Annotated in this window: 28 protein-coding genes; 16 read left to right on the top strand and 12 right to left on the bottom strand. The window is 67.6% G+C overall.

From position 1 onward, the window contains the following. Positions 1 to 7: 7 nt before the first annotated feature. Genes ftsB through ACSFBF_RS16245 form a run of 4 tightly spaced genes read left to right on the top strand, consistent with a single transcriptional unit; the run spans position 8 to position 2,596 of the window. Positions 8 to 286 carry a cell division protein FtsB gene (gene ftsB / locus ACSFBF_RS16260; protein WP_435468627.1) on the top strand — a complete coding sequence of 93 codons (279 nt, stop codon included), beginning with the start codon at positions 8 to 10 and terminating at the stop codon, positions 284 to 286. Positions 287 to 308: 22 nt separating this feature from the next. Continuing rightward, the gene (pnuC, locus tag ACSFBF_RS16255) at positions 309 to 932 is read left to right on the top strand and encodes a nicotinamide riboside transporter PnuC (protein ID WP_435468625.1); all 624 of its coding nucleotides are present in this window, start codon (positions 309 to 311) and stop codon (positions 930 to 932) included. Further along, positions 929 to 1,600: an AAA family ATPase gene (locus ACSFBF_RS16250; RefSeq protein WP_435468623.1), complete on the top strand. Its 672-nt coding sequence runs from the start codon at positions 929 to 931 to the stop codon at positions 1,598 to 1,600. Before pnuC ends, ACSFBF_RS16250 begins: the two co-directional genes overlap by 4 nt. 36 nt (positions 1,601 to 1,636) lie before the next feature. Then, positions 1,637 to 2,596, top strand: a complete 960-nt coding sequence (locus ACSFBF_RS16245; protein ID WP_435468621.1) for a hypothetical protein — start codon at positions 1,637 to 1,639, stop codon at positions 2,594 to 2,596. Positions 2,597 to 2,602: 6 nt separating this feature from the next. Here the strand turns inward: ACSFBF_RS16245 and ACSFBF_RS16240 are convergent, their stop codons facing one another. Then, positions 2,603 to 3,400, bottom strand: coding sequence for a helix-turn-helix domain-containing protein (locus ACSFBF_RS16240; RefSeq protein ID WP_435468619.1), 798 nt, complete (start codon positions 3,398 to 3,400; stop codon positions 2,603 to 2,605). Positions 3,401 to 3,538: 138 nt separating this feature from the next. Here ACSFBF_RS16240 and ACSFBF_RS16235 point away from each other — a divergent pair, with 138 nt between their 5' ends. Then, entirely contained in the window at positions 3,539 to 4,309 is a 771-nt protein-coding gene (locus ACSFBF_RS16235) for an SDR family oxidoreductase (protein WP_435468617.1), read from the top strand. Positions 4,310 to 4,343: 34 nt separating this feature from the next. Then, complete coding sequence (locus ACSFBF_RS16230; RefSeq protein ID WP_435468615.1) at positions 4,344 to 5,198, top strand: NAD(P)-dependent oxidoreductase; 855 nt, start codon at positions 4,344 to 4,346, stop codon at positions 5,196 to 5,198. A gap of 24 nt (positions 5,199 to 5,222) precedes the next feature. Here ACSFBF_RS16230 and hslO read toward each other — a convergent pair whose 3' ends face one another. Together hslO and ACSFBF_RS16220 are read right to left on the bottom strand one after the other, a co-directional pair. Next, on the bottom strand, positions 5,223 to 6,221 hold the full coding sequence (gene hslO / locus ACSFBF_RS16225) for an Hsp33 family molecular chaperone HslO (RefSeq protein WP_435468613.1): 999 nt from the start codon (positions 6,219 to 6,221) through the stop codon (positions 5,223 to 5,225). Positions 6,222 to 6,258: 37 nt separating this feature from the next. Beyond that, positions 6,259 to 6,783: a gamma carbonic anhydrase family protein gene (locus ACSFBF_RS16220; protein ID WP_435468611.1), complete on the bottom strand. Its 525-nt coding sequence runs from the start codon at positions 6,781 to 6,783 to the stop codon at positions 6,259 to 6,261. A 41-nt stretch (positions 6,784 to 6,824) separates the two neighbouring features. Between ACSFBF_RS16220 and ACSFBF_RS16215 the strand changes: the two genes are divergently transcribed. Together ACSFBF_RS16215 and ACSFBF_RS16210 are read left to right on the top strand one after the other, a co-directional pair. Next, positions 6,825 to 7,637 (top strand): ferritin-like domain-containing protein, encoded by an 813-nt coding sequence (locus ACSFBF_RS16215; protein WP_435468609.1) that lies wholly within the window; start codon positions 6,825 to 6,827, stop codon positions 7,635 to 7,637. Next, positions 7,634 to 8,320 carry a pentapeptide repeat-containing protein gene (locus tag ACSFBF_RS16210; protein WP_435468607.1) on the top strand — a complete coding sequence of 229 codons (687 nt, stop codon included), beginning with the start codon at positions 7,634 to 7,636 and terminating at the stop codon, positions 8,318 to 8,320. Before ACSFBF_RS16215 ends, ACSFBF_RS16210 begins: the two co-directional genes overlap by 4 nt. A 2-nt stretch (positions 8,321 to 8,322) precedes the next feature. Here the strand turns inward: ACSFBF_RS16210 and ACSFBF_RS16205 are convergent, their stop codons facing one another. The 6 genes from ACSFBF_RS16205 to ACSFBF_RS16180 all read right to left on the bottom strand — a co-directional run bounded on the left by ACSFBF_RS16205 (position 8,323) and on the right by ACSFBF_RS16180 (position 13,700). Beyond that, a complete protein-coding gene (locus ACSFBF_RS16205) occupies positions 8,323 to 8,802 on the bottom strand; it encodes a MaoC family dehydratase (protein WP_435468605.1) in 480 nt (159 codons plus the stop codon). Between the two features lie 38 nt (positions 8,803 to 8,840). Beyond that, positions 8,841 to 9,974, bottom strand: coding sequence for a thiolase family protein (locus tag ACSFBF_RS16200; protein ID WP_435468604.1), 1,134 nt, complete (start codon positions 9,972 to 9,974; stop codon positions 8,841 to 8,843). 94 nt (positions 9,975 to 10,068) lie between these two features. Continuing rightward, a complete protein-coding gene (locus ACSFBF_RS16195) occupies positions 10,069 to 10,644 on the bottom strand; it encodes a TetR/AcrR family transcriptional regulator (RefSeq protein ID WP_435468602.1) in 576 nt (191 codons plus the stop codon). A gap of 55 nt (positions 10,645 to 10,699) precedes the next feature. Continuing rightward, positions 10,700 to 11,692, bottom strand: coding sequence for a Bug family tripartite tricarboxylate transporter substrate binding protein (locus ACSFBF_RS16190; RefSeq protein ID WP_435468600.1), 993 nt, complete (start codon positions 11,690 to 11,692; stop codon positions 10,700 to 10,702). Between the two features lie 50 nt (positions 11,693 to 11,742). Continuing rightward, positions 11,743 to 12,651, bottom strand: coding sequence for a site-specific tyrosine recombinase XerD (gene xerD, locus ACSFBF_RS16185; RefSeq protein WP_435468598.1), 909 nt, complete (start codon positions 12,649 to 12,651; stop codon positions 11,743 to 11,745). Between the two features lie 74 nt (positions 12,652 to 12,725). After that, positions 12,726 to 13,700 carry a tripartite tricarboxylate transporter substrate binding protein BugE gene (locus tag ACSFBF_RS16180; RefSeq protein ID WP_258353987.1) on the bottom strand — a complete coding sequence of 325 codons (975 nt, stop codon included), beginning with the start codon at positions 13,698 to 13,700 and terminating at the stop codon, positions 12,726 to 12,728. 107 nt (positions 13,701 to 13,807) lie between these two features. Here ACSFBF_RS16180 and ACSFBF_RS16175 point away from each other — a divergent pair, with 107 nt between their 5' ends. Continuing rightward, on the top strand, positions 13,808 to 14,725 hold the full coding sequence (locus ACSFBF_RS16175; RefSeq protein WP_435468811.1) for an AEC family transporter: 918 nt from the start codon (positions 13,808 to 13,810) through the stop codon (positions 14,723 to 14,725). Between the two features lie 615 nt (positions 14,726 to 15,340). On the opposite strand, the gene ACSFBF_RS16170 is transcribed toward ACSFBF_RS16175, so the two are convergent. Further along, positions 15,341 to 16,090, bottom strand: coding sequence for a sulfite exporter TauE/SafE family protein (locus ACSFBF_RS16170; protein ID WP_435468596.1), 750 nt, complete (start codon positions 16,088 to 16,090; stop codon positions 15,341 to 15,343). 40 nt (positions 16,091 to 16,130) lie between these two features. After that, positions 16,131 to 17,399, bottom strand: coding sequence for an MFS transporter (locus ACSFBF_RS16165; protein ID WP_435468594.1), 1,269 nt, complete (start codon positions 17,397 to 17,399; stop codon positions 16,131 to 16,133). A gap of 89 nt (positions 17,400 to 17,488) precedes the next feature. Here ACSFBF_RS16165 and ACSFBF_RS16160 point away from each other — a divergent pair, with 89 nt between their 5' ends. The 4 genes from ACSFBF_RS16160 to ACSFBF_RS16145 all read left to right on the top strand — a co-directional run bounded on the left by ACSFBF_RS16160 (position 17,489) and on the right by ACSFBF_RS16145 (position 20,712). After that, on the top strand, positions 17,489 to 18,370 hold the full coding sequence (locus tag ACSFBF_RS16160; protein WP_435468592.1) for an AraC family transcriptional regulator: 882 nt from the start codon (positions 17,489 to 17,491) through the stop codon (positions 18,368 to 18,370). Positions 18,371 to 18,433: 63 nt separating this feature from the next. Beyond that, a complete protein-coding gene (locus tag ACSFBF_RS16155; protein WP_435468590.1) occupies positions 18,434 to 19,120 on the top strand; it encodes a phosphatase PAP2 family protein in 687 nt (228 codons plus the stop codon). Between the two features lie 144 nt (positions 19,121 to 19,264). Further along, positions 19,265 to 19,507, top strand: a complete 243-nt coding sequence (locus ACSFBF_RS16150; RefSeq protein WP_093050999.1) for an acyl carrier protein — start codon at positions 19,265 to 19,267, stop codon at positions 19,505 to 19,507. After that, a complete protein-coding gene (locus ACSFBF_RS16145) occupies positions 19,504 to 20,712 on the top strand; it encodes a beta-ketoacyl-[acyl-carrier-protein] synthase family protein (protein ID WP_435468588.1) in 1,209 nt (402 codons plus the stop codon). The genes ACSFBF_RS16150 and ACSFBF_RS16145 overlap by 4 nt, the downstream gene beginning before the upstream one ends. Here the strand turns inward: ACSFBF_RS16145 and ACSFBF_RS16140 are convergent. Beyond that, positions 20,709 to 21,617, bottom strand: coding sequence for a LysR substrate-binding domain-containing protein (locus ACSFBF_RS16140; RefSeq protein ID WP_435468586.1), 909 nt, complete (start codon positions 21,615 to 21,617; stop codon positions 20,709 to 20,711). The genes ACSFBF_RS16145 and ACSFBF_RS16140 overlap by 4 nt on opposite strands. 124 nt (positions 21,618 to 21,741) lie before the next feature. Here ACSFBF_RS16140 and ACSFBF_RS16135 point away from each other — a divergent pair, with 124 nt between their 5' ends. The 3 genes from ACSFBF_RS16135 (at position 21,742) to ACSFBF_RS16125 (ending at position 25,440) form a co-directional block, all read left to right on the top strand. Continuing rightward, the gene (locus tag ACSFBF_RS16135; RefSeq protein ID WP_435468584.1) at positions 21,742 to 23,097 is read left to right on the top strand and encodes a M20/M25/M40 family metallo-hydrolase; all 1,356 of its coding nucleotides are present in this window, start codon (positions 21,742 to 21,744) and stop codon (positions 23,095 to 23,097) included. An 86-nt stretch (positions 23,098 to 23,183) separates the two neighbouring features. Further along, positions 23,184 to 23,636, top strand: coding sequence for a DUF2501 domain-containing protein (locus ACSFBF_RS16130; RefSeq protein WP_435468583.1), 453 nt, complete (start codon positions 23,184 to 23,186; stop codon positions 23,634 to 23,636). Positions 23,637 to 23,718: 82 nt separating this feature from the next. Continuing rightward, positions 23,719 to 25,440, top strand: a complete 1,722-nt coding sequence (locus ACSFBF_RS16125) for a SulP family inorganic anion transporter (protein ID WP_435468581.1) — start codon at positions 23,719 to 23,721, stop codon at positions 25,438 to 25,440. The last annotated feature ends 4 nt before the right edge of the window (positions 25,441 to 25,444 follow it).

The following is a 25,444-nucleotide window of genomic DNA, read 5'->3' as shown; positions in this document are numbered from 1 at the left end:
ACGCGGCATGCGCGCCCGCCTCGTTCCACCGATCGTCCTGCTGCTCCTGTTGGCCATCCTGCAGTGGCAGCTGTGGAACGGGCGCGGCAGCGTGCGCGACGTGGCGCAGTTGCGCACCAAGCTGGTCGACCAGAAGGAAGCCAACGCCAAGGCCGCGCTGACCAACGAGCGCCTGACCTCGGAGGTCAACGACCTCAAGGACGGCCTCGAAATGGTCGAGGAGCGCGCGCGCGCGGAACTCGGCATGGTGAAGCCGAACGAAGTGTTCGTACAGATCGCTCACTGACCCTTCACCTTTTCGCCTGCTGATGACCGAGCTTCTCTCGGCCCCCGCCTTCCTGCTGTGGGGCTCTCCTGTCAGCTGGCTCGAACTCGTGGCCTCACTCCTGGCGCTCGCCATGGTCGGCTGCAACATGCGCGAGATCCACTGGGGATGGCCGCTGGCCATCATCAGTTCCCTGCTCTACGTGGCGGTATTCGCGAAGGCGCGCATCTACGGCGACGCTTCGCTCCAGGTCTTCTTCGCCTTCGTCGCGCTGTGGGGCTGGTCGCAATGGCTACGCGGCCACCGGGCCGACGGCAGCGCGCTGCACGTCAGCCGGCTCTCGCCGCGCGGCGTCGCGCTCACCCTGGTGGCCTGCGCACTGGCGTGGCCGGCCGTCGCCCTCTTCCTGCGCCGCTTTACCGACACCGACGTGCCCTGGTGGGACGGCTTCGCCACCGGCCTGAGCCTGGTCGGGCAGTTCCTGCTCGGGCGCAAGTTCATCGAGAACTGGCTGATCTGGCTGGCCGTGAACGTCGTGAGCGTGGGCCTGTTCATCCACAAGGGGCTGTGGCTCACCGTGGGCCTGTATGCGGTGTTCGCCGTGCTCAGCGTGGCCGGCTACATCGCTTGGCGGCAGCGCATGCCCGCGCAGGCGGTACGCGCATGACGCCCGTGCTGCCGACCGGCTGCGTCATCGCGCTCGTGGGCGCCGAGAGCACCGGCAAGACCGAGTTGGCCCACGCCATCGCGCAACGCCTGCAGGACCGCGGCACGCCGGCCACGCTGGTGGGCGAGTACCTGCGCGAATGGTGCGAGCGCGAAGGCCGCACGCCCCGCCCCGACGAGCAGCAGGCCATTGCCGACGAGCAGACCCGCCGCATCGAAGCGGCTGCAGTCTCCGGCGTGGTGGTGGCCGACACGACGGCGCTCATGACGGCCGTCTACAGCGAGCAGCTGTTCGCCGACACCACGCTCTACGACAGCGCCCTGGCCGCGCAACGGCGCTACGCCATCACGCTGCTCACCGCGCTCGACCTGCCCTGGGTGGCCGACGACATGCGCGACGGCCCGCATGCACGCCAGCCGACCGACACGCTGGTGCGCGCCGCGCTCACGGGCGCGAAGCTCTCGTATGCCGTGGTGCACGGCACCGGCGGCGAGCGGCTCGCCAATGCCTGGAACGCCATCAATTCCATCGCGGGCAGCGAGGGCCGTCCGCGCACGCGCGCCCAGTCCGACGCGAAGCCCGCCTCATGGTCGTGGCCTTGCGAGAAATGCTCCGACCCGGAATGCGAACATAGGCTCTTCAGCGACCTGATCGCGCGCCGCGAGTAGCGCGCTCCACACCTCCTTCCTCTCACCGGAGATCCGATGCCCCTTTCGACTGTCGCGCGCGTCACTGTTCTCGCCACCGCCTTGACGGCCTGCGTGGCCACCGCAGCCCCCGTCGCCGCCACCGTCGAGAACGGCACCACGACCACTGCCTGCGCCGAGGAAGACAACGTCTCGCTGACCCTGCGCGGCGACGGCATCCGCCGCATGCGCATCGAGGCGCTGCAGCCCGGCTACCTCGACAAGATCGGCAACGACGTCACCGCCCCCGACTTCTCGGGCTGCAACTTCGACGGCGGCGCGCACCCGACCGACCCGGCACACCGCTTCCGCAAGCGCACCGTGGTGCTGATGGACAACGCCCAGTGGCGCATCGTCGGCATGACGCTGCCGACCTTCTGGCGGCCGCAGCGCGTGCCCGTGCAGGTGGGCAAGCGGAAGGACAGCGGCTTTCACCTGCTGCAGGTGTTCAAGAAGGAAAACGGCAAGGCGCTCGAAGCCATCGTGCTCTACCCGTCCGACGGCTACTGGCGCATCAAGCCGCTGCCCGAGGCCCGCTTCGGCGATGGCGTGTATGGCTCGTCGTTCCTGCTCGGCCCCGTCGAGGCGGCCGCGCGGCCGGTGGTGAACATCGCATCGATCCGCATCGTGCCCCGGCCGCTGGCCATCCACGTGCGCTTCACAGATGGCGGCAGTGCCGCGGTGCGCGTAGACGAAATCAGCCGCGCACGCACCGCGCTCGATGTGACGCTGTCGAAGCCCACCGCGAGCGCACAGCCCTTCGCGGTGCTGCGTTCGATGTACGTTGCGCCCGACAACGCCGATGTGAGCGAAGTGCGCTGGCAGGCATCGCCTCAGGCCGCGCCGCAGGTGCTGCCGCTGCCCGAGGTGAAGAGCCTGCAGGCCACGCAGGTGCGCTTTGGCCGCAGCCTGCCCTCGAAACACAACACGAGCGCGCCGGACATCGCGTTCGGCGGCTTCGACGACGCAGCTCGCTGAGTCCAGCTAGCCCGCGCGCCGCACTTCGCCCGGCGTGAGGCCGAGCACGCGGCGCATACAGCGCGCCATGTGGCTCTGGTGCGAAAACCCGCTCTCCAGCGCGACCAGGCTCGCCGGCATCTCGCTGCGCAGCAGCAGGCCGCGTGCGCGGTCGACGCGGCGGTGCACCACGTATTCGTGCACCGGCAGGCCGGTGGAGCGCTTGAACTGCGTCTTCAGGTGCGAGGCACTCAGGCCGGCGATGTCGGCCAGCATGGCCAGCGAAAGATCGCCGTCGAGATGCGCCTCGATGTACTCGGTCACGCGTCGCAGCTGCGGCCGCGTCAGGCCCTGTGCCGACGCCGTGCCAGCCGTCTCCTGCCCCGCGAGCAACTGCACCGCCAGCGCCGTGCCCAGGCTGTCGGTGTAGAGCCTTCCGTTGGGAAAGCCCGCGCGCCGCTCGGCGTCGAGCGCCCATGCGACGTGCTCGATCCGCGCGTCGCGGAACTGATGGCGTTCGTCGAGCACCGCCCGCTCGGGCGGCAGCCCCATCTCGTCAGCGGTGCGCTTCAGCAGCGCGGGCGGCATGCGTACCACGATCGATGTGCTCGGTGCTTCCTCGTGCCAGATGTCGGTGATGCCGGCCGGCAGGATGTCGAGATCGCCGCGGGTGTACAGGAAGCTGTGCAACCTGCAGGCACCAGCCACCGGGGCGCCAATGTGCAGCTTGATGCGGTGGTCGGGTAGCGCGTCGTAGCCGACCATGCCGCCGGGCGTCTGCCGCACGTCCACGCGAAGGCCGGTATCCGGATCGGTATTGCTCATCGAAACATTATCGAGCGCGGCACCGCACGCCGTCGTCCGTTCGTGCTCCGGCGCGGCCGAACGTGCGCGACCCGGCGGGCCCCGATCCGGATCATTCGCAGCCTTGAACTTCATCCATTGCAAGGCACGCGAATCATCATGACGAACGACATCTACGGCGGCAAGAAGGCCGTCATCACCGGCGGCACCATCGGCATGGGCCTCGCCACCGCGCAGGCGCTGCTGGCGGGCGGCGCCGAAGTGCTGGTGACGGGGCGCAACCCCGCGAATCTCGAAAGCGCGCGACGCACGCTCGGCCGAGGTGCCCACGTGCTTGCATCCGACGCGGGCTCGCTGACCGACATCGACGCGCTGGCGGCCACGGTGCGCGAACGCTTCGGCCAGATCGACCTGCTGCACATCAACGCCGGCATCTCCACGCTGGAGCCCTTCGAGCAGGTGACCGAGGCGGGCTACGACCGCGCCTTCGCCATCAACACCAAGGGCCCGTTCTTCACCGTGCAGCGCCTCGCGCCGCTGATCCGCGAGGGCGGCTCCATCGTCATCACCTCGTCCATCGCGGACGAAGGCGGCATGCATGGCATGAGCGTCTACAGCGCCACCAAGGCCGCGCTGCGCTCCTTCGCCTCGGGCTTTGCGGCGGAGCTGCTTGCGCGCGGCATCCGCGTGAATGTGGTGAGCCCGGGCTTCATCGACACGCCCACGCTCGGCGTTGCCGACGCCACGGATGCCGAGCGCGCGGAGTTCATCCGGCTGGGCGACCAGATCACGCCGATGCGGCGCCACGGCACCGCCGACGAGGTGGCGCGTGCGGTGCTGTTCTTCGCCTTCGAGGCCACCTTCACGACCGGCGCGCGGCTTACCGTCGACGGCGGGCTGGGCCAGAAGCTGACGCCCGCCGCGGCCTGACGGCATTCAAGAGCAACAAGGAACGGACCACGACATGACCGACGTATCCCTCATCGGCCTCGGCCCCATGGGCATCGCCCTGGCGCGCGCCCTCCAGCCCAGGTACACGCTGACCCTCTGGAACCGCACGGCCGAGCGCGCCCGCCCCCTGCTGAACCAGGGCACCCTGCTCGCCACGGATGCCCGCAGCGCCGCCGAAGCGAGCCCCATCATGCTGATGTGCGTGGCCGACTACGCGGCGGCCCGCTCGATCCTCGCCATGCCCGGCGTGGCCGATGCCCTGCGCGGCAAGGTGCTCGTGCAACTGAGCACCGGCACGCCGCAGGACGCGCGCGACGCCTGGGCGACTGCCGGCGGCGTGGCGTATCTCGACGGCGCCCTGCTCGCCACGCCCGGCCAGATCGGCCGGCCCGACACGCCGCTCTTCATCTCCGGCGAAGAACGCGCGCTGGCCATCTGCCGCCCGGTGCTCGAAACCATCGCCGGCCACGTCATGTACATGGGCGAGCCCATCGGCAATGCCGCGGCATGGGACCTGGCCACGCTGTCGTGCATGTTCGGCGCGATGAGCGGCTTCTTCCACGGCGCGCGCATCTGCGAGTCCGAAGGGCTGGGGGTGGGAGAGTTCGGCCGGATGATCGGCGCGATATCGCCGGTGCTGGGGGAAATGATCTGCGCCGAGGGCGACGCCATCGAGGCCGGGCACTACGGCGAGCCCGAAAGCTCGATGGCCACCTGCGCGGGCTCGGGCCGGCTGTTCGTGAAGCAGGCGCGCGAAGCGAGGCTCGATGCGAGTTTTCCCGATTTCCTGGCTGGCATGTTCGACCGCGCGCTGGCGGCCGGCTTCGCGAATGAGCGCCTCGCCGCAATGGTCAAGGTGCTGCGCTGAAACGCAGCCTGCCTGCCTTGCCGCCTACTGGACGACCGGGCTTCCCGGAATCTGGTCGCCCAGCGGCTTGAACAGCTGCGCTGCATCGACCGCGTCGAAGCGGTACTGCTTGCCGCAGAAGTCGCAGCCCACCTCGATGTCGCCGCGCTCGGCGAGGATGCTCTCGGCCTCCTCCACGCCCAGCCCGCGAATCATCTGCGCCACGCGTTCGCGGCCGCAAGTGCACGCGAAGTGGGGGCCCAGCAGGCCGGCCTGCGGCTCGAAGCGCAGCAGCTTTTCTTCCCAGAACAGGCGGCGCAGGATGGTCTCGATGTCGAGCGTCAGCAGCTCGTCGCGCGTCAGGCTCGACGCGAGGATCGAGATGCGGTTGTAGTCCTCGTTGCGGCCGATCTGGTCCTCGTTGGCCTGGTCGTGGTCTTTGTTGGAGGTGCCTTCGAGGTTGCCCTCGCCCTTCACCGGCAGGCGCTGGATCAGCAGGCCCGCGGCTACCTTGTCGTCGGCCGCGAGCACCAGCGTGGTGTCGAGCTGCTCGCTCTGCAGCATGTAGTGCTGCAGCACGTCGCTGAGCTTGCCGAGCTTCTCGCCTTCGTCGCCGAAGAGCGGCACCACGCCCTGGTAGGGGGTGGCGCCCGGAAGCTTGTCCTTGGGGTCGAGCGTGATGGCGCAGCGGCCCTTGTTGTTCACGTTGACCATGTCGGGCAGGCGCGCATCAGCCGGCAGGTCGCCGATCACCTTGGCGGTGGCGCGCAAGCTCAGGTCGGGCTTGGCCTCGGCCACCGCGACCTTCACGGGACCGTCGCCGAAGATCTGCAGGATCAGCGCGCCGTTGAACTTGATGTTGGCCTGCATCAGCGTGGCCGCAGCCGTCATCTCGCCGAGCAGTTCGGCCACGGGCGGCGGATAGGCGCCGGTGGCGGTGTTGGAGGCGCGCCGCGCAAGGATCTCCTGCCACGCATCTGTCAGGCGCACGATCATGCCGCGCACCGGCAGGCCATCGAACAGGAATTTGTGCAGCTCGCTCAAAACGTCTTCTTTCTCTGTGTGCCTGCAACCGGGGCGGTCAGGCGATCTTTTTCAGGCCCTTCGCGAAGCGACGGGCGTTCAACACGTAGTGCTCGGCGCCCTGGCGCAGCTTGGCGGCCGCGGCGTCGTCGAGGGTGCGCACCACCTTGGCCGGCGAGCCCATGATGAGCGAGTTGTCCGGGAACTCCTTGCCCTCGGTCACGACGCTGCCGGCGCCAACGATCGAATTGCGGCCGATCCTCGCGTTATTCAAGACCACCGCCTGGATGCCGATCAGCGTGTTGTCGCCGATGGTGCAGCCATGCAGCATCACCTGGTGGCCGATGGTCACGTTGTCGCCAATGGTCAGCGGACAGCCGATGTCGGCATGCAGCACCGACAAGTCCTGGATGTTGCTGTTGCGCCCGACGGTCAGCAGCTCGGTGTCGCCACGCAGCACGGCGCCGAACCACACGTTGGCGTTGTCCGCCAGCTTGACGTTGCCCATGACTTCCGCGCTGTCGGCCACCCATGCTCCTTCGCCCATCTGGGGGGCCACGCCGTCGAGTTCGTAGAGCGCCATTGCTTTCAGTCCGTGGAAGGTCAAAAACTAGAATTGTAGGGATGCACCCCCGATTGAGCGCGCTGGCCGCGCTACGCCTGACAGACCCCGATGAAAAAGTGGCTGCAACGCGCGCCATCTCTTTGCTCGGCGCTACCGATTCCATAGCAACCGACCCGATCCGCATTGCCGGTGACGATGTTGGCGTGCCGGGCCGCCCGGAACGGCCGCTGCGCGTGGCAGCCACCGCCGTGCAAAAGCGCTCGCCCTTCACTACCGAAGGCAGGGCCGCGCTGATCCATTCGATCTGCCACATCGAGTTCAACGCAATCAACCTCGCGCTCGACGCCGTGTGGCGCTACGACGGCATGCCCGAGGCCTACTACCGCGACTGGCTGCGCGTCGCCGACGAAGAGGCGCTGCACTTCACGCTGCTGCATGCGCACCTGCAGGACATGGGCTGGCGATATGGCGACTTCCCCGGTCACGACGGCCTATGGAACATGTGCGAGAAAACGAAGGACGACGTGCTCGCCCGCATGGCGCTGGTGCCCCGCACGCTGGAGGCACGCGGGCTCGACGCCACGCCACTCATCCAGGGCAAACTCAAGCGCGTGAACACGCCCGATGCGCTGCGCGCGGTGGAGATCCTCGACATCATCCTGCGCGACGAAGTGGGCCACGTGGCCATCGGCAACCACTGGTACCGCTGGCTGTGCGACGGCGCAGGACTCGATGCAGAAGCAACTTACCCTGCACTGGTCGCGCGCTACGATGCGCCGCGCCACAAGCCGCCTTTCAACCTCGAGGCACGCAGCCGGGCGGGCTTCAGCCCCGAAGAACTCCGTGCGCTGACCGACTCCCGCCCCGAATGAGCAACGTGATTTCCGACCAGACCTGGTCGCGCCCCGACCTGCTGGCCTGCCTGAAGGACCGCAAGGGCGCCGAGCCGCTGCATTTCGAACGCTGCAATTTCGACGAAGCCGACCTGTCGCGCCTCGACCTGCGCGGCGTGCAGTTCACGCTCTGCAACTTCGCCGAAACCTCCTTCGACCGCACCCTGCTGTCGGAGGCGCGCTGGGCCGGATGCAGGGCGCGCCAAGCCGACTTCGGCCTCGCGGACCTGACGAACGCCCGCTTTCAGGACTGCGACCTGAACAACACGCAGTGGACGCGCGCCAAGCTGGCCTCGGCGTTCTTCAGCGGCGTGAAGCTCACGGGAGCGCACTTCGGCGAAGTCTCGGCGCTGGGCATCGGCTTCAAGGATTCGCTGCTGGTCGATGCGCACCTGCGCAGCATGTCGTTCCGCAAGCAGAAGCTCGAACAGCTCGACTTCTCGGAGGCCGACCTGTCGGGTTGCGATTTCCGCGAGACAGTGTTCGAAGGCGGCAGCCTGCGCAATGCGCACCTGAAGCTCGCACGCTTCGAAGGCGCGGACCTGCGCGAAGTCGATCTCGGCGGGCTGCAGCTCGCGAACGCAGCCCAGTTCAAGGGCGCCACCATCTCGCACCGGCAGGCCGCCTCGCTGGTCGAGGAACTGGGCCTGCGCGTGGTCTGAACTCAGGCCGACGTGGGCCTGCTGTGCACCACCAGCTTCGGTGTGAAGTACTGAAGCACCTCGCCGCGCTGGTTGCGCGTCTGGCAGCGCATCGTCACCATCGCGCGGCCGGGCTTGGAGCGCGAGGGCGTGATGTCGATCACCTCGCTCACCACATGCAGCACATCGCCGGGGCGCGTCGGCTTGGGCCATTGGAGCTCGCCGCCCGAACCGATGATGCCGTCGGCCAGGGGGATGCCGCTGTCGACCAGCAGCTTCATCGTGAGGGCGGCCGTGTGCCAGCCGCTCGCGGCGAGGCCTCCGAAGAAGGTGGCTTTGGCGGCCTCTTCGTCGGTATGGAAAGGCTGCGGGTCGAACTGCTGCGCAAAGGCCTTGATCTGCGCCACGTCCAGCGCGTGCTCGCCGCTCTGGAAGCGGTCGCCTACCGCCAGGTCTTCGAGGTACAGCTTGCGCTTCGCGCCGGCTTCAGTGCTTGCCGTCATCGGGTCTCCTTGTGGTTACTGCCCGCATTCTCGGACGCTCAGACCCGCTCGAGAATGGTCGCGATGCCCTGCCCGCCGCCGATGCATTGCGTGGCCAGCGCATAGCGCCCCTTCTCGCGCGCCAGCAGCGATGCCGCCTTGCCGGTGATGCGGGCACCGGTCGCGCCCAACGGGTGGCCGATGGACAGGCCGCCGCCGTCGAGGTTGATCTTCGCCGGGTCGAGCCCGAGGTCGCGGATGCAGGCCAGCGCTTGCGAGGAGAAGGCCTCGTTGATCTCGATCACGTCGAGGTCGGCCGCGCTCAGACCGGCGCGCGCCAGTGCCTTGCGGGTCGCGGGAATCGGGCCGATGCCCATGATGGCCGGGTCGACGCCCACGGTCGCGAACGACCTGATGCGCGCCAGCGCCTGCAGGCCATGCTTGGCGGCAAAGGCGTCGCTGGTGACGAGCACCACGGCCGCTCCATCGGTCAGCGGCGACGAGGTACCGGCAGTCACGACGCCATCGGGGCTGAATGCGGGCTTGAGGTTCGCCAGCGCCTCGGCCGAAGTCGTAGGCCGGATGCAGCCGTCGGCATCGACGATGTCGCCCGAAGGCAGGCGCACGGGCACGATCTCGCCCGCCAGGCGCCCTTGTGCCCGTGCCTCGGCCGCCTTGCGGTGCGACTCCACCGCAAAGGCCTCCTGGTCGGCACGGCTCACGTTCCAGCGCCGTGCCACGTTCTCGGCGGTTTCGCCCATCGAGATGTAGGCGTCGGTGTTCTCCTTCAGCTCGGGGTTCGGCGAGAAGTTGAAACCGCCCTGCGGCACCATCGTCATCGACTCCACGCCGACGCACAGAAAAGCCTCGCCCATGCCCGCCTCGATCTGCGCTGCGGCGATGTGCACGGCCTGCATCGACGAGCCGCAGAAGCGGTTCACCGTCATGCCGCCCACCTCGTGCGGCAGACCGGCCAGCAGCCCGACGATGCGCGCGAGGTTGTTGCCCTGCGAGGCTTCGGGGTACGCGCAGCCGAGGATGACGTCTTCGAGCAGCGCAGGGTCGAGGTCGGTGCGCTGCAGCAGGCCGCGCACCACGCCGGCGGCCAGCGTGTCGGGCCGCACTTCGGCAAGTGCGCCTTTCTTCGAGAAATGGAAGGGGGAACGGGCGTAGGCGGAAATGACGGCTTTCATGGGATGTGCTCCAGCAATTTGACTACCATCCAATCGGTAGGCTTCAAGGTCAAAAAATAGGCACGCCGGAGCGTGCCTGCGTCAGGCCAGGCGGTCAGCCGGGCAGTGAACTCCTGAGTTGCGCGACGGCTTCGTCGAAGTCGTCCACGCGCCCTGTCATGCGCGCCGACAGCAGCGCGCCCTGGCAGACCGAAAACACATAGGCGGCCAGCGAAGCGACCGAGGTGCCCTTCTTCCGCTCCGGCATCAATGCGCCCAGCACGCCGGTGAGCCACGTCACCTGCGTGTTGCGCAGCTCCTGCACGGCCTGGCGCAGTTCGTCGTTGATGACGCCCCAGCCGGGCGCCAGCGCCCCGGCGGGACACATGCCCGAACCGGCCCTCAGCGTGTTGCGGTACATGCGGAAATACGATTCGAGCGCGTCCTTCGGCTCGCGCGCCCGGGCGGCGTCCCAGTCCTTGAAGCCCTGCGTGGCCGCGCGGATCACCGCGACGCCCAGCGCCTCCTTGGTCGGGAAGTGGTGGTACAGGCTGGCCTTGCGTACGCCGACCGCATCGGCCACATCCTGAAAGCTGAAGCCCAGGTAGGAACGCGTTTCGATGAACCCGCGCGCCACCGCGAGGATCTGCTCGCGGGTGCTGCCGGTGGCAAGGGCTGTGGCGCTGGTCATCTACCTACTATAAGGTAGGGGAAATCAAACCACAAGCGGAGGTGTCATTCAGGCGTCAGTCGGCCTTGATGCCCGCGGCCTTGACGATGCGGCCGTTGCTTTCGAACTCGCTGGCGATCTCTTTTGCAAACGCGGCCGCGGTGCCGCCGGTCGGCACGTTGTCGGTGGCCGTGAGCTTGGCGCGCAGCTCTGGGCTGGCCAGCGCCTTGTTGATCTCGGCGTTGTACTTCGCAACCAGCGCGCCCGGCGTGGCCGCTGGCGCGAACACGCCGAACAGCGAGTTGATGTTGGCCGCCTTGTAGCCCAGCTCGCCCAGCGTGGGCACCTGCGGCAGGCTCTCGAGCCGCGCGGGCGCCCCCACCGCCAGCGGGCGCAGCTTGCCCGACTGGATATGCGACGACAGCGTCGGGCTCGCGTTGGTCGACAGGATCTCGAACTGCCCGCCGATCGCATCGTTGAGCTGCTGGCCGCCGCCCTTGTAGGGCACGTGCGTGATGTCGACACCTGTCGCCGCGCGCAGCTGCTCCAGAACGATGTGTCCGAGCGAGGCCGGCCCCGAGGTGGCCCAGCGCACCGCGCCCGGATGCGCCTTGGCATCGTCGATCAGCGCGCGGAAGTCCTTCGCCTTGCTGGCCGGCGTGGCAATCAGCAGCACCGGCGAATACATCACGCTCGCCACCGGCGCCACGTCCTTCAGCGGGTCGAAGGGCAGCTTACTCAGGTGCGGGCTCAGCACCAGAGGGCTGATGGCCGAGAAGCCCAGCGTTGCGCCGTCGGGTGCGGCCTTGGCGACGGCGTCCATGCCGATGGCACCGCTCGCGCCAGCGCGGTTGTCCACGATCACCGTGATGCCCATCTGCGCTGCGAGCCGGTCGCCCAGTGCGCGCGCGACCACGTCGCTGACGCCGCCCGCCGGGTAGGCGACGATGAGCCGCACGGTCTTGGGCACGGCCTGCGCGTGCGCGCCGGAAGCGGCGCACAGCGCGGCGGCGGCGAGAAGACGGGTCGCCAGGCGGTGCGAGGGCTTCGAGGAAGCAAGGAAATTCATGGTGTCTGTCGTTCGTCTGCGTGGGTTGCGTCGTCTCTCATTGTCCGCCTTCAACCGCGCGGATGATGCTGCGCATGCAGCTGCTTCAGTCGCTCGCGTGCCACGTGCGTGTAGATCGTCGTCGTCGAGATGTCGGCATGCCCCAGCAGCAACTGCACCGCGCGCAGGTCGACCCCGTGGTTCAGCAGGTGCGTGGCGAAAGCGTGGCGCAGCGTATGCGGCGACAGCGGCACGTGGATGCCCGCCGCGGTGGCGTGCTTCTTCACGATGATCCAGAACATCACGCGCGTCATGCCCGCGCCGCGCGCGGTCACGAACAGGTCGGGCGTCTGCTGGCCATCGAGGATGGCAGGGCGCGACTCCTCCAGATAGCGCTCGATCCAGCGCCGTGCCTCACCGCCGAAGGGCACCAGCCGCTCCTTGTTGCCCTTGCCCAGCACGCGCAGCACGCCGTCGTTCAGGCTCATGTCGATGGCCTTGAGCGCCACCAACTCGCTCACGCGCAGGCCGCTCGCGTACATCAGCTCCAGCATCGCGCGGTCCCGCAGGCCGAGCGGCGACTCGACGTCGGGCGCGGCCAGCAGGTCGTCGACCTGCTTTTCCGACAGCGTCTTGATGGCGCGCGGCATCTGCCGTGCGGGCGCGAGCCGGATGCTCGGGTCGGCCACGATACGGCGCTCACGCAGCGCCCAGCGGTAGTAGCGCTTGAACACGGTGAGGCGGCGATTGGCCGAAGTGGCCTTGCCCTTTGTGGACAGGCGCGCGCCCATGTAAGCCTGCAGATCAGTCTCTTTCGCGGCATCGAGCCCGGCGCCGTTGCGCTGCGTGTGCAGCCATTGCGCGAACAGCGCGAGATCACGGCGGTAGGCGGCCAGCGTGTTCTTCGACAGCCCGTCTTCGAGCCAGAGGGCGTCGATGAAATCGTCGATGTCGGGTGTCTGCGTGGCGGCCTCGGTCATGCCTTGCAAGATAACAAAAGAAAAAGCCGCCCGGCATGCGGGCGGCTTTCTTTCGTGTGCGAGAAAAACTCTCGTCAGTCGAGCTTCAGGTTCTGCTTCTTCACGACCTGCTTATAGACCTCGTACTCGGCCTTGATCTGCGCGGCGAACTGCTCGGGCGAGTTGGCCACGATCAGCGAGCCCGTGTCCTCGATGCGCTTGCGCACCGCCGGCTCTTCCACGGCCTTCTTCACGCCCGCGCTGATCTTCTCGACCACTTCCTTCGGCAAGCCCTTGGGGCCGAGGATGCCGTAGTAGGCCATGCGGTTCACCGGCTCCAGGCCCACTTCCTTGAAGGTCGGCACGTTGGGCAGCGCGGCCAGGCGCTGCGGTGCAGACACCACGATGGGGATCAGCCGGCCACTCTGGATGAAGGGCATGGCCGAGGGGATGTTGTCGAACATGATCGGCACCTGGCCGGCCACCACGTCGTTCAGCGCCGGGCCCGCGCCGCGGTAGGGGATGTGCGTGACGAAGGTGTTGGTCAGGCTCTTGTAGAGCTCCATCAGCAGGTGGCCGATGCCGCCCGTGCCCGACGAGGCGTACGAATACTTGCCGGGGTTCTTCTTCAGCTCGGCCACGAACTCGGCGTAGTTCTTGGCAGGGAAGCTCGGGTTGACCGCAATGATGTTCGGCGTGGCCGCGATGTTGATGATCGGCGTGAAGTCGTTGATCGGGTCGTACGGCGTCTTCGGGTTGATGGCCGGGTTGGCCGCCGTGCTCGACACGGTGGCAATGCCGAGCTTGTAGCCGTCGGGCGTGGCGCGTGCCGTTTCGGCCGCGCCCACGATGCCGCCGCCACCGGCGCGGTTGATCACCACCACCGGCTGGCCCAGCACCTTGCCCAGCGGATCGGAGATCACGCGCGCCACGATGTCCGTCGTGCCGCCCGGTGCGAAGGGCACGCTCAGCTCGACGGGCTTGTTGGGGTAACCCTGCGCAAAGCTCTGACCCGCGATGGCGACCAGTGCGGCGCCTCCCACCAGCGCGCTCCATTGACGACGTTGCATCGAAAACTCCTTGGTATTTGAATGAATGATGTCGAAAAACGAAGCCCGCATGCTAGCGGTTCAGGAGCGCTCTTCGTGCTGTGGATTACCCATGGTCAAGCGGGTTTATCCTCGAAGCGGTGAATTACGCTCAGCTGCTTTTCCCCGACTTCTCCCTCATTGCCATCGGCTGGCTCCTGTGCCGCTACACCGCGCTCGACCGCCGTGTGTGGGATCAGGTCGAGAGCCTCGTCTACTACTTTCTTTTTCCCGTACTGCTGTTCCATTCGATCGTGCGCAGCCCGCTCGACTTCGGTGCGACATCGAGCCTGCTCACGGCGGGCGTCGGCGTCGGTGCCTGCGGCATCGCGATGGCTTATGCCCTGCCCTTCGTTCCGGGCCTGCGCTCGCACATCGACCGGCGCGACCACGCGGCCAGCGCGCAGGTCGCGTTCCGCTTCAACTCGTTCATCTGCCTGGCGTTGGCGGAGCGGCTGGCCGGGCCCGAGGGCCTGCTGCTGATCGCGGTGCTGATCGGCGTGTGCGTGCCCATCTTCAACATCGCGGCCGTGTGGCCGATGACGCGGCATGCGCAGACCGGATTCGTGCGGCAGCTGGTGCGCAACCCGCTGATCGTCGCGACGGTGGCCGGGCTGCTGGCGAATGTGCTGGGCTTGACTGTGCCTGCCTGGGCGACGCCTACGTTGACGCGTATCGGGGCTGCTTCGTTGGCGTTGGGGCTGCTGGCTGCTGGGGCGGGGATGAAGTTTTCCACGCTGGGGGCTGGGAAGGTGCTGGCTGTTTCGGTTTTGGCGATACGGCATCTGTTCTTGCCGCTTGTTGCCTGGGGGCTGGCGCTTTGGTTGCGGCTGGATGCGACGCATGCTGCCGTGTTGATGGCTTTTTCTGCTGTGCCTACGGCTTCCAGTGCTTATGTGCTGGCTGCTCGGATGGGGTACAACGGGCCTTATGTGGCGGGGTTGGTGACGTTGTCTACCTTGTTGGGGGTTGTTAGTTTGCCGTTTGCTTTGGCATTGCCTCGGTGAAGTGCTGTCTTCTGTAGTGCGTTTCGGGGCCGGGTCTCGGCCCGGCGGCCGACTCACTTTCTTTTGCTTCGCCAAAAGAAAGTAAGCAAAGAAAAGGCGACCCTACTGTCTGCGTCCCTGCGCTTCGCTACGGGCAACCTGCGGTGCTCGACTCCGGAGGGGGTCCGCAGAACTCGCTTCGCTCAAACAGCTGCGGCCCTGATCCCTCCTACGTCTGCGCTCCTCGGCGCAGCCAGAAGGGATTTCGAACTGGCCATCGCTGCGCTCGGCCACGGAGTAGCCAATACCAACCACAGCAGGCGCGAAGCGCCTGTTGTGGCCTCGCGGCCGAGCGAAGCAAAGGTCCGTTCCGTCTCCCCTCCCCTCTGGCTGCGCCGAGGAGCGCAGCGTTTCGCGGATCAGGGCTCGCCCTTGTCTGAGCGAAGCGAGTTTGGGCGAGTCCCCGCGAAACGCGAGCACCACAGGTTGCCCCTTCGCACAGCGAAGGGGTCGCAGACAGTGGGGTCGCCTTTCTTTTGCCTACTTTTCTTTGGCGAAGCAAAGAAAAGTAGGTCGCCCGCCGGGGCGAGTCCCGGCCCCGGGAAACAACCCCTCATCGCAATTCAAAAAAGAACTTCAGCGCCGCAACAAAGCAGGCAAAGCAGAAGCCAACAAAGCCACCCCAGAAGCAGTCAACAACCCCAACACCAGCTTCCGAAACGCCACCTCACTAATCCCGATATAAAGCCGCGCCCCCAGCAACACAGGCACAGCAACAGCCAGCGCAACAACCCCCAGCAGAGGCACAACAGAACGCCCGATGCTCCCGCTGAAAACATGAATGGCAAACGCCACCATCAACATCGACAGATTGAAGTTCTGGATCACAGCCCGCTGCGTATCGCGCTGAAAGCCGCGCAGCGTGCACCACAACGTGGGAAGAGTCCCCGAGAACCCGCCGATGCCCGCCATCGCGCCACCCATGGCCCCCACAACGCCATCAGCCCAACGCCCGCCGAACGAAACCTTCGGCAGATGCTGCGACATCAGCATCGCCGGGCACCACAGCACCAGCAGCACACCAAGACACAGCTTGAAGACGACAAGATCAAGGTGCGGCAGCAGCCAGACACCGAACGGCACCCCGACCAGCCCGCCCAGCACGAAGGGCCAGAGAACGCTCTTGTCGAAAGACCGCCGCACGGTGACCGCCGCGATCACCTGCCCCGTCAGCGCGCCAAAGAGAGCAAGCACCGCCGCAAGTTGCGGCTCCAGCGTCCACGCCCAGACCGACATCGCCACCAGTCCGAACGCAAAGCCCGACAGGCCCTGCACGAACCCCGCCAGAACCGCACCGGCGATCACATAGACATACAAGGCTTGCATGCGGCCGATGATATCGACCGCGCTTTCATCGAAGGAAAGCTCAGGCCGAGGCAGGCACCAGCGCCGTGCGCCGCACCCGGCGCACGTTGAACGCGCTGGCAATCAGCACGCCCTGCACAAGCGCCAGCCCCACGATCACGCTCGTGTACTGCCCGTGGTCCATCAGCCGCCCGAACACCAGCGGCGCCAGGGCCTGCCCGATGTCGAGCCCCGCGTACACCACGCCGTAGACGCGCCCGGTCGCATTGGGTGGCGTCGACTTCTTCACCAGCAGGTCGCGCGACGGCCCGGCAACACCCGAGACGAAACCCATGGCCCCGAACAGCACCGGCACCACAACCGGCGGAAAGCTCGCAAACGCCAGCACCAGCGCCAGCGCGGCCGCGATGCCGAAACCCGCGCCCACGATGCGCTCGCAGCGCGTCGGATCGGAAGCCAGGAAGCCCCCCACCACCATGCCCGCGGCACTCGCCACCATGTAGACCGTGAGGCACACCGCCACCAACGCGACCGGCACCGCATGCAGGTGCCCCGCGGCCACCGGCGCGAAGGTCTGCACCACGCTGATCACCGCGGCATAGAAGAAGAAGAAACCGAAGCACATCCACACGGCCGGAATGCGCAGGAAGTCGAACTCGCCGCCGATGGGCGCGGGCTCGCCCTGCCCAGTGGCCTTGTGCACGGCCGCTGCGTCGAGCGACAGCACACTGCGGTACGCCCACAGCACCAGCAGCACCACGAGAGCCACCACGCCTGCCGAAGCCAGCGCCACGCGCCAAGAGAAGGCAATGGCGATCGGCACCACGAACGCCGGCGCCAGCGCCCAGCCCAGGCTGCCCGTGATGCCGTGCACGCTGTAGGCATGGCCCAGCCGCGTCGGCGCGACCTTGCGGTTGAACAGCGTGTAGTCCACCGGATGGAACACACCATTGCCGATGCCGCCGACCACCGCGCACAACAGCAGCATCCAGTAGCTCTGCGCCGCGGCGTAGCCGAAAGCCGCCAGCCCCAGCGCCCCGAGCCCGACGAACAGCACCGGCCGCGGGCCCAGCTTGTCGACGATGAAGCCCGAGGCCGCCTGCACGATGCACGAGACCACGAAGAACACCGTGAGCACCGCGCCCAGCTCGACATAGCTGACGTTGAACGCGTCCTTCAGCCACGGGAACAACGGCGCCAGGATGAGCTGGCTGAAATGGCTGACCGCATGGGCCAGGCCGACCAGCCCGATCAGCTTGGCGTCGGTGCGCAAGGTGGTTGCGTGAGGAGGAGAAACAGAAACGGCGCTCGCGGACGAAGTGGAAGACATGGATTGCTACAAAAAAACGGGGCAGGCACCGATGCTATGCGCCGGGGACGCGGCAGAATGGCGATACAGCGACAACATTTGTCGAAACTATGCCAAGCGCCGCCTCACCCACTTCCAGGAGCGCCGCGCCCGCCAGGCCGCGCGGCGCGCTCCCCGCCCCGATCACCAGCGCTGCCTCCCTCACGCCGCATCTCTACGCCCCCGACGCGGTGCGCCCGCTGCGGGCGAAGGAGCATTTCCTGAGCGCGGACACGCTGGTCGAGCTGCATGAGCACCCGTGGCCACAGCTCACTTTTTCCACCCGTGGCGTGATCCGCCTGAGCACGCAGGACGGCAGCTACATCGTGCCGCCGTCGCGCGCGCTCTGGGTGCCGGCCAACATGCCGCACAGCATCACGCTGATCGAAGATGCCGAACTGCGCACCGTCTACCTGCACGCCTGGATTGCACCCACCTGGGAAAAGTGCGAAGTGCTGGAAATCAGCCCGCTGCTGCGCGCGCTGATGCTGGCGCTCGACACCACGCCCGACGGCCTGCCACCGACCGACCCGCACGCACCGCAGCGCGAACGCATGATCGCGCCGCTGCTGGTCGACGAGGTGGAGCGCGCCACGCAGATCCGCATCGACGTGCCGCTGCCCACCGACAAGCGCCTGCGGCAGCTCTGCGAGGCGCTGCTGCGCAACCCGGCCGACCGCGCCACGCTGGCCGAGCGCGCCGCCACCATCGGCGCCAGCGAGCGCACGGTGGCGCGCCTGTTCCGCGACCAGCTCGGCATGAGCTGGCAGCAATGGCGCCAGCAGGCCGTGATGGCGCATGCGTTGCCGTTGCTGGCGCGCGGCATGGCGGTGAGCCAGGTGGCGGCCGCCAGCGGCTATGCCACCGACAGCGCGTTCTGCGCGATGTTCAAGGCCGCCACGGGCCGTTCGCCCACTTCGTTCCAGCACCGCAAGCGGCCCGCCACCCCCTGATGCAGCGGGGCATCGCAGGGGATGCTTCATGGTGCTCTGGCAAGATCGGCGACCGACAACACCATGCACTCACCGATCCCCCTGCACATGGCGCCCGACGCCCGGCCCCCGACGTGGACCGCCGAGATCTGGTTGCGCGTGCGCCGCCATTTCCTGCTGAAGGCGGTCGGCACCACTGTCTTCACGTGGCTGTTCTTCATCGGCTACTTCCACCTGCTGCGCAACCCGGCCTTTCCAGTGGTGGTGATGCCACTGACGCCGCTGGACCACCTGATTCCGTTCCAGCCCTACACGCTGGGCGCGTATCTCTCACTCTGGGTGTACGTGGGCATCGCGCCGGGACTGCAGCTCACGTTCCGCGAGCTGGTGGTCTACGGGCTGTGGATCGGTGCGCTGTGCATCACCGGCCTGAGCCTCTTCTACTTCTGGCCGACCCAGATACCCCCTATGGCCATCGACGGCACCGGCTACCCCGGTTTCGCGATGCTGCAGGGCGTGGACGCGGCGGGCAACGCCTGCCCCTCGATGCACGTGGCCGTGGCCATCTTCACCGCCATCCGCGTCGAACACGTGCTGCGCGAAGCGCGCACGCCGGCCCTGTGGCGCGTGCTGAACTGGGCCTGGTTCGCCGCAATTGCCTACTCGACCTTGGCGGTCAAGCAGCACGTGGCGCTGGACGTGGCGGCCGGCGCGCTGCTGGGTATGGCCTTCGCACTACCCTCGTTGCGTTGGCGCCCAGGGGCGCGTTAGCGAGGGGATGCCCCTCAGGTCGGAGCGGATATCATCTGCAATCACTGACCACACTCACCACTGGCCGACGAGGAAGGGATCGATTCAATGGCACCACCACACGGTGGCAATCGATCAACGGCACATGACGACAGGCATTGCACGATGAGTTCGCTGAAGGAATTGCAGGACCTGATCCACGAGAAGTACGGCATCGAACCGTCGAAGCTCGACCCCCACGCCTCGATGCGGGAAACCGGCGGACTCGATTCGCTGGCCCTCGCCGAGTTTTTGTTCGCCATCGAAGACCACTTCGGCATCACCATGCCCGACGAGGACGCGAGCATCGACACCCTAGCCGAACTCGCGCTGCTGGTCGACAAGGTACGAGCCGCGAAAGTCGCGTGAACCACGAGGTCGCCGTCACCGGACTGGGTGTCATGGCGCCGCACGGCGGCGAGCCCGACGCGTTGTTCCAGGCCCTGCTGCAAGGCCGGTCGGCCATCCAGCCCATCTTTGCGGATCTGCCCAAGCCGGCCGCCGCGGCCACCGTGGCCTTCGACGAAACCCGCTGGTTCACCAAGCTGCAGCTCGCGGGCGTCGACCGCGTGAGCCAGCTGGCCGTGGCCGCCGCCGACATGGCGATGCGCGACGCGGGCCTCACCGTTGCCGACGCCGATCCCGAGCGCGTGGGCGTTTTTGCCGGCTGCGGCATGGGCGGAGCAGCGGCGCTCGAAGCGGCCTACCGCGGCAATGGCCGCGTTTCACCGCTCACCATTCCCGCCTTCATGCCGAACGCACCGGCTGCCCATGTGGCAATGCGCCAGGGCGTGCAGGGCCCGGTGCTTACCTACTCTGTCGCCTGCGCTTCTTCTTCGGCCGCTATTGCCGAAGCGGCCAAGGCCGTGCAACGCGGCGAGGTCGATATCGCCATTGCCGGCGGCAGCGAAGCGCTGATCGTGCCGGGCGTGGTCGTGGCCTGGCAGGCTATGCAGACGCTGGCCACCTTCCAGCCCGGCGAGGCGGCCGGCGCGGTGCGGCCCTTTGCCGCCGACCGCAGCGGCTTTGCGCTCGGCGAAGGCGCTGCCTTCCTGATCCTCGAATCCGCCGAGCGGGCACGCGCACGCGGCGCCCGCAGCTATGCCACGCTGGCCGGCTGGGGCCTGAGCAGCGATGCCACCCACCTCACCAAGCCCGACGCACCCGGCCAGGCCCGCGCGCTGCGCACCGCCCTGCGCCAGGCCGGCCTGCAGCCGCGCGACGTGGGCTATTGCAACGCACACGGCACGGCCACGCGCATCGGCGATGTGGTCGAGCGCAATGCGCTGGCCGATGTGTGGTGCGACGACCTCGACACGCTGCGCGTGAGTTCAACCAAGGCGCTGCATGGCCACCTGCTGGGAGCGGCAGGTGCCATTGAAGCGCTCATCACCGTGCTGGCGCTGCACCAGCGGCAACTGCCGCCCAACGCGAACTGCCGCGAGATCGACGCGGACTGCAGGCTGAACCTCGTCACGCAAGACGACGCGGCAGCGCCGTCGCTCGAAGCCGCCATCAGCAATTCGTTCGCCTTCGGCGGCACGAACTCCGTGCTGCTCTTCCGCCGCGCCTAGGCAGGCAAGGTCTCTGGCAGTGCGGCCGCCGCGCACAGCCACGCCACGAAAGCGCTGACCAGCGGATCGTCCGCGCGGCTCGGCGCCACGAACACGCTGTAGCCCCGGCTCGACGGCGCCCGATGCGGGCAGGCCAGCACCAGCTCGCCCGAACGCAACTCGCGCTCGACGAAGTACTCGGGCACCAGCCCCACGCCCAGGTCGGCGCGCACTGCCGCGACCAGCGACGAGAACAGGTCGAAGCGGTGCCCCGTCACCAGGTTTTCGGGCCGCTGCGCATGTGCCGTCTGTTCAAACCATTCTTCCCAGGCGCCCACACGCGTGCGCAGTTGCAGCAACGACGCCGCGCGGAAATCGCCGCGCGCCATGGCCGCTCGCCCCTTTGCCTGCGGCGAGCACACCACCACGCAGGACTCGCCCATCAACGGCAACGCATTCGCGCCGGGCCACACCGCATCGTCGTACTGCACGCCCACGTCGAAAGACATGTCCTCCATGTAGAGATGCGTCGGGAACACCTGCAGGTGCAGGCTGCAGCCCGGGTGCCGCGCGATGAATTCCGGCAGCCGCGGCGTCAACCAGCCCTCGGCCAGCACCGGCACCGCGCCCACCAGCAGGCGAAGGCCGTCAGTGCGCTGTGCCATGGCTTCGAGCGTGTGGTTCTGCAGCCGCAGCAGGTCGCCGGAAATCTGCCCGTGATAGCGCCGCCCGGCCTCGGTGAGCTCGGTGCCGCGCGCCGTGCGCTGCACCAGCCGCACGCCGATCTGGGTTTCCAGCAGCCGCAGCTGCTGGCTCACCGCGCTGTGCGTGAGGCACAGCTCCTCCGCGGCCTTGCCCACGCCATGGTGGCGGGCCACGGCGTCGAAGATCAGCAGCGCACGGGTGCTGGGAATGTGGCGGCGCATGGCGGGCTTTGTTAGAAAAACTGACGACGCCGAAGATTAAACCAGAGCGCTCGACTAACACAGCCGTAAGAATCACTGAAGACGCCGCGTCGGCGTTGCTCGCCTACAAGGACATCCCCGCACCATGCCCCGCCCCGTGTCGCTTCGTCTCGCCCCGCTCGTTATTGCCCTGGCCTCCGCGGCCGCCGGCCTCGCGCACGCCCAGAGCGGCAGCGTCGCGGCCACGCCTACGCAGGTGCGGCCCGACGTGGACAAGGCCTACACCCAGCTGATGGCCTCGCCCGCCATCCAGAAGCTGCTCGATGCCGTCAAGGCCGACCACGATCGCTCGGTCGAAGACCTGAAGATGCTGACCGAGATCGAGGCACCGCCCTTCAAGGAACAGAAGCGCGCCGAAGCCTTCCTCGCCCGAATGAAGGCCCTTGGCCTGACGGACGCGAAGATCGACGCCGAAGGCAACGTCGTCGGCCTGCGCAAGGGCACTGGCAACGGCCCCAAGCTGCTGATCTCGGCCCACCTCGACACCGTGTTCCCTGCCGGCACCGACGTAAAGGTGAAGGAGCGCGACGGCAAGCTCTACGCGCCCGGCATCTCCGACGACACGCGTGGCCTGTCGGTGCTGCTGTCGTGGCTCAAGGTGCTGAACGACAACAAGGTCCAGACGGTGGGCGATCTGCTGTTCGTGGGCAACGTCGGCGAAGAAGAACTCGGCAACCTGCGCGGCATCAAGGCCATCTTCCGCGACAACCTCGACATCGACGGCATGGTCGGCCTGGAGCCCGCCCCGGACGGCACGGTGCTGATGCTGGGCACCGGCAGCCATCGCTACGAAGTGACTTTCAAGGGCCCGGGTGGCCACAGCTACGGCGCCTTCGGCCAAGTGCCCAGCGCCATCCATGGCATGGGCCGCGCCATCGCCAAAATCGCCGATATCCGCACGCCGAGTTTCCCGAAGACGACGTTCACCGTCGGCACCGTTGGTGGCGGCACCTCGGTCAACACCATTGCGCCGGATGCCCGCATGGCGGTCGACATCCGCTCCGACGAAATGGCGCCGCTGCTCGAAACCGAAAAGAAGATCCTCGCGGCCATCGACGAAGCCGTGGTCGAGGAAAACAAGCGCTGGAACGTGAGCACGCTGAGCGTGAGCACCAAGCTCATCGGCGACCGTCCGGGTGGCCGCACGCAGTCGGACACCGTGATCGTCGAAGCCGCCACGCGCGCGAACAGCGCCTTCGGCCACAAGACGCTGCTGACGGGCGCGAGCACCGACGCCAATGTGCCGATGTCGCTGGGCATTCCGGCCATCATCATCGGCGGCGGCGGCAAGACCGGCGGCTTCCATGCGCTGTCCGAGTGGATCGACGTGACCGATGGCTGGAAGGGTGCGCAGAACTCGCTGGTGACGGTGCTTGGCCTGGTCGGTGTACAGGGCACCAGTGCTCCCCTGCTCGAAAAGCGCCCGCCACGCTCGAAGTAAACAGCGCGCGCAACCGGGGCTACGCCCCCGGCGTCTCCGGTATGCTGGTGGCCGCTTTCCATCACGCTTACCGACAGGAGGACACCATGCACGCTCGTTCCACCCTCATCGCCCTGGCGCTGCTCGCGGCTTGCGCCTCGGCACAAGCCAACGACCTGCTCGACCAATTGAAGGAAAAGGCCGGCGAAGCGGCCAGCGCCAACTCGCAAGGCAACACTGGCGGGTCTGCGCTCGGCAGCCTCGGCAGCAACCTGGGCTTCAAGATGCCCGCCATCGGCTCCAGCACCATGGGCAACGCAGCCGGCGTGCTGCAGTACTGCGTGAAGAACAACTACCTGGGCGGCGACGCGGCCTCGGTCAAAGACAAGCTGCTCGCCAAGATCACCGGGCAGAAGAAGCAGGAAACCGGCTTCGCCAGCGGCGCCAAGGGCCTGCTGCAGGGCGGTGACGGCAAGTCGCTGAACTTCAAGGGCCTGTCGTCGAAGGTGAAGGAAAAGGCCTGCGACTACGTTCTCAAGAACGCGACTTCGCTGATCTGACCTCGACCCGCATTCCACATCGCTCCCGCGCGGCGCACCGCGCATGTGCCTGCAGTTTTCCCCAGTGCGCCCGCAAATTTCCATGACCCCGGCTACCCCCTCTCCCTCCCTGCGCCAGCGCCTCGCGCGCTGGGTTCCCTGTCTCGCCTGGCCGCGCCCTTCCGCCGCGCTGCTGCGCAACGAGGCGATGGCCGGCATCACCGTGGCGCTGATGGTCATTCCGCAAGGCGTGGCGTATGCGGCGCTGGCGGGCATGCCGCTGGTCACGGGCGTGTACGCGGCGCTGTTCCCGGCGCTGATCGCGGTGATGTTCAGTTCGTCGCAGCGGCTGTCGGTCGGTCCCACGGCGCTCACCAGCCTGCTGGTCGGCGCCTCGCTCGCGCCGCTGGCGGTGGCAGGCAGCGCCGAGTGGGTGGCGATGGCGGTGTGGCTCACGCTGATGTCGGGCACGATCCAGATCGTGCTGGGTGCGGGGCGCTTCGGCTGGCTGCTGCGGCTGGTCAATTCGCCGGTGCTCATCGGCTTCACGCAGGGCGCGGCGGTGCTGATCGCTATCTCGCAGTTGCCCGCGCTGCTCGGATTCACGGGGCGCACCATTCCGCAAGTGCTGCAGGGCGGGCCGCTGCCCGACCTCGTGGCCATTGCCTTCGGGCTCGGCAGCATCGCGGTGCTGTGGCTGGGCAAGCGCATGCTGCCGCGCTTTCCGACCACGATGGCGCTGGTGGCTGGCGCGGCCGCCATCAGCTGGGTCATCGACTACGCGCTGCGCGGCGGTGCGGTGGTGGGCAGCCTGCCCTCGGGCCTGCCCTCGTTCTACTGGCCCGGCCTGCTGCCTGTGAGCACCTTCAGTGCGCTGGTGCTGCCGGCGCTGATGATCACGCTGGTGAGCTTTCTTGAAACCGCGTCGAGCGCCAAGGTCGACAACGCGCGCGCCGGCACGCTGTGGAACGAAAACCAGGACCTGATCGGCCAGGGTCTCGCCAAGCTGGCCTCAGGCTTCACGGGCGCGTTTCCCACAAGCTCGTCGTTCTCGCGTTCTGCCATCACGCTCTATGCGGGCGCGCAGACCGGCTGGGCGACGCTGTTCAGCGTGGTCGTGGTGGCCGGTGCGCTGCTGTGGCTGATGCCGCTGCTGTACCACGTGCCGCAGGCGGTGCTGGCGGCGGTGGTGGTCACGGCCATCCTCGGGCTGGTGAAGCCCGCGAGCTTTGCGGCGCTGTGGCGCGTGTCACGCATCGAGGCGGGCATTGCCTTCGGCACCTTCGTGCTGACCATCGCGACCGCGCCCAGCATCTACTGGGGCGTGCTCGGCGGACTGCTGGCGAGCATGGCGCACTACATGTACCGGCACCTGCACCCGCGCATCATCGAAGTGGGCCTGCACCCCGACGGCAGCCTGCGCGATCGCAACCTTTGGAAGCTGCCGCCGCTGGCGCCTCAGCTCTATGCGCTGCGCATGGACGCGGAACTCGACTTCGCCTCGGCCTCCACGCTCGAACGCGCGCTCACCGTGGCGCTGGCCGAGCGGCCCGAGCTCACCGACGTGTGCCTGTTCGCGCAACCCATCAACCGCATCGACATCACCGGCGCCGAGGTGTTCGGCTCGATCCGCCGGATGATGGAATCCAAGGGCATCCGCCTGCACCTGAGTGGCCTGAAGCTGCCCGCGATGCAGGTGCTGGAGCGCGCCGGCCTGCTGGCTCCAGGACCGATGCTGTTCAGCTACCGCACCGACGGCGAGGCGCTCGCGGCGCTGATGCCGCGCATCGACGACATGCCCGTGGTGCAGGAAGCCGAAGCCTGACCTG

The sequence above is a fragment of the Variovorax nivicola genome (genome assembly GCF_051216475.1).
Lineage (GTDB): Bacteria > Pseudomonadota > Gammaproteobacteria > Burkholderiales > Burkholderiaceae_C > Variovorax.
The sequence above is the reverse complement of the archived record's forward strand: the minus strand, read 5'-3'. Positions and strand labels throughout refer to the sequence as shown.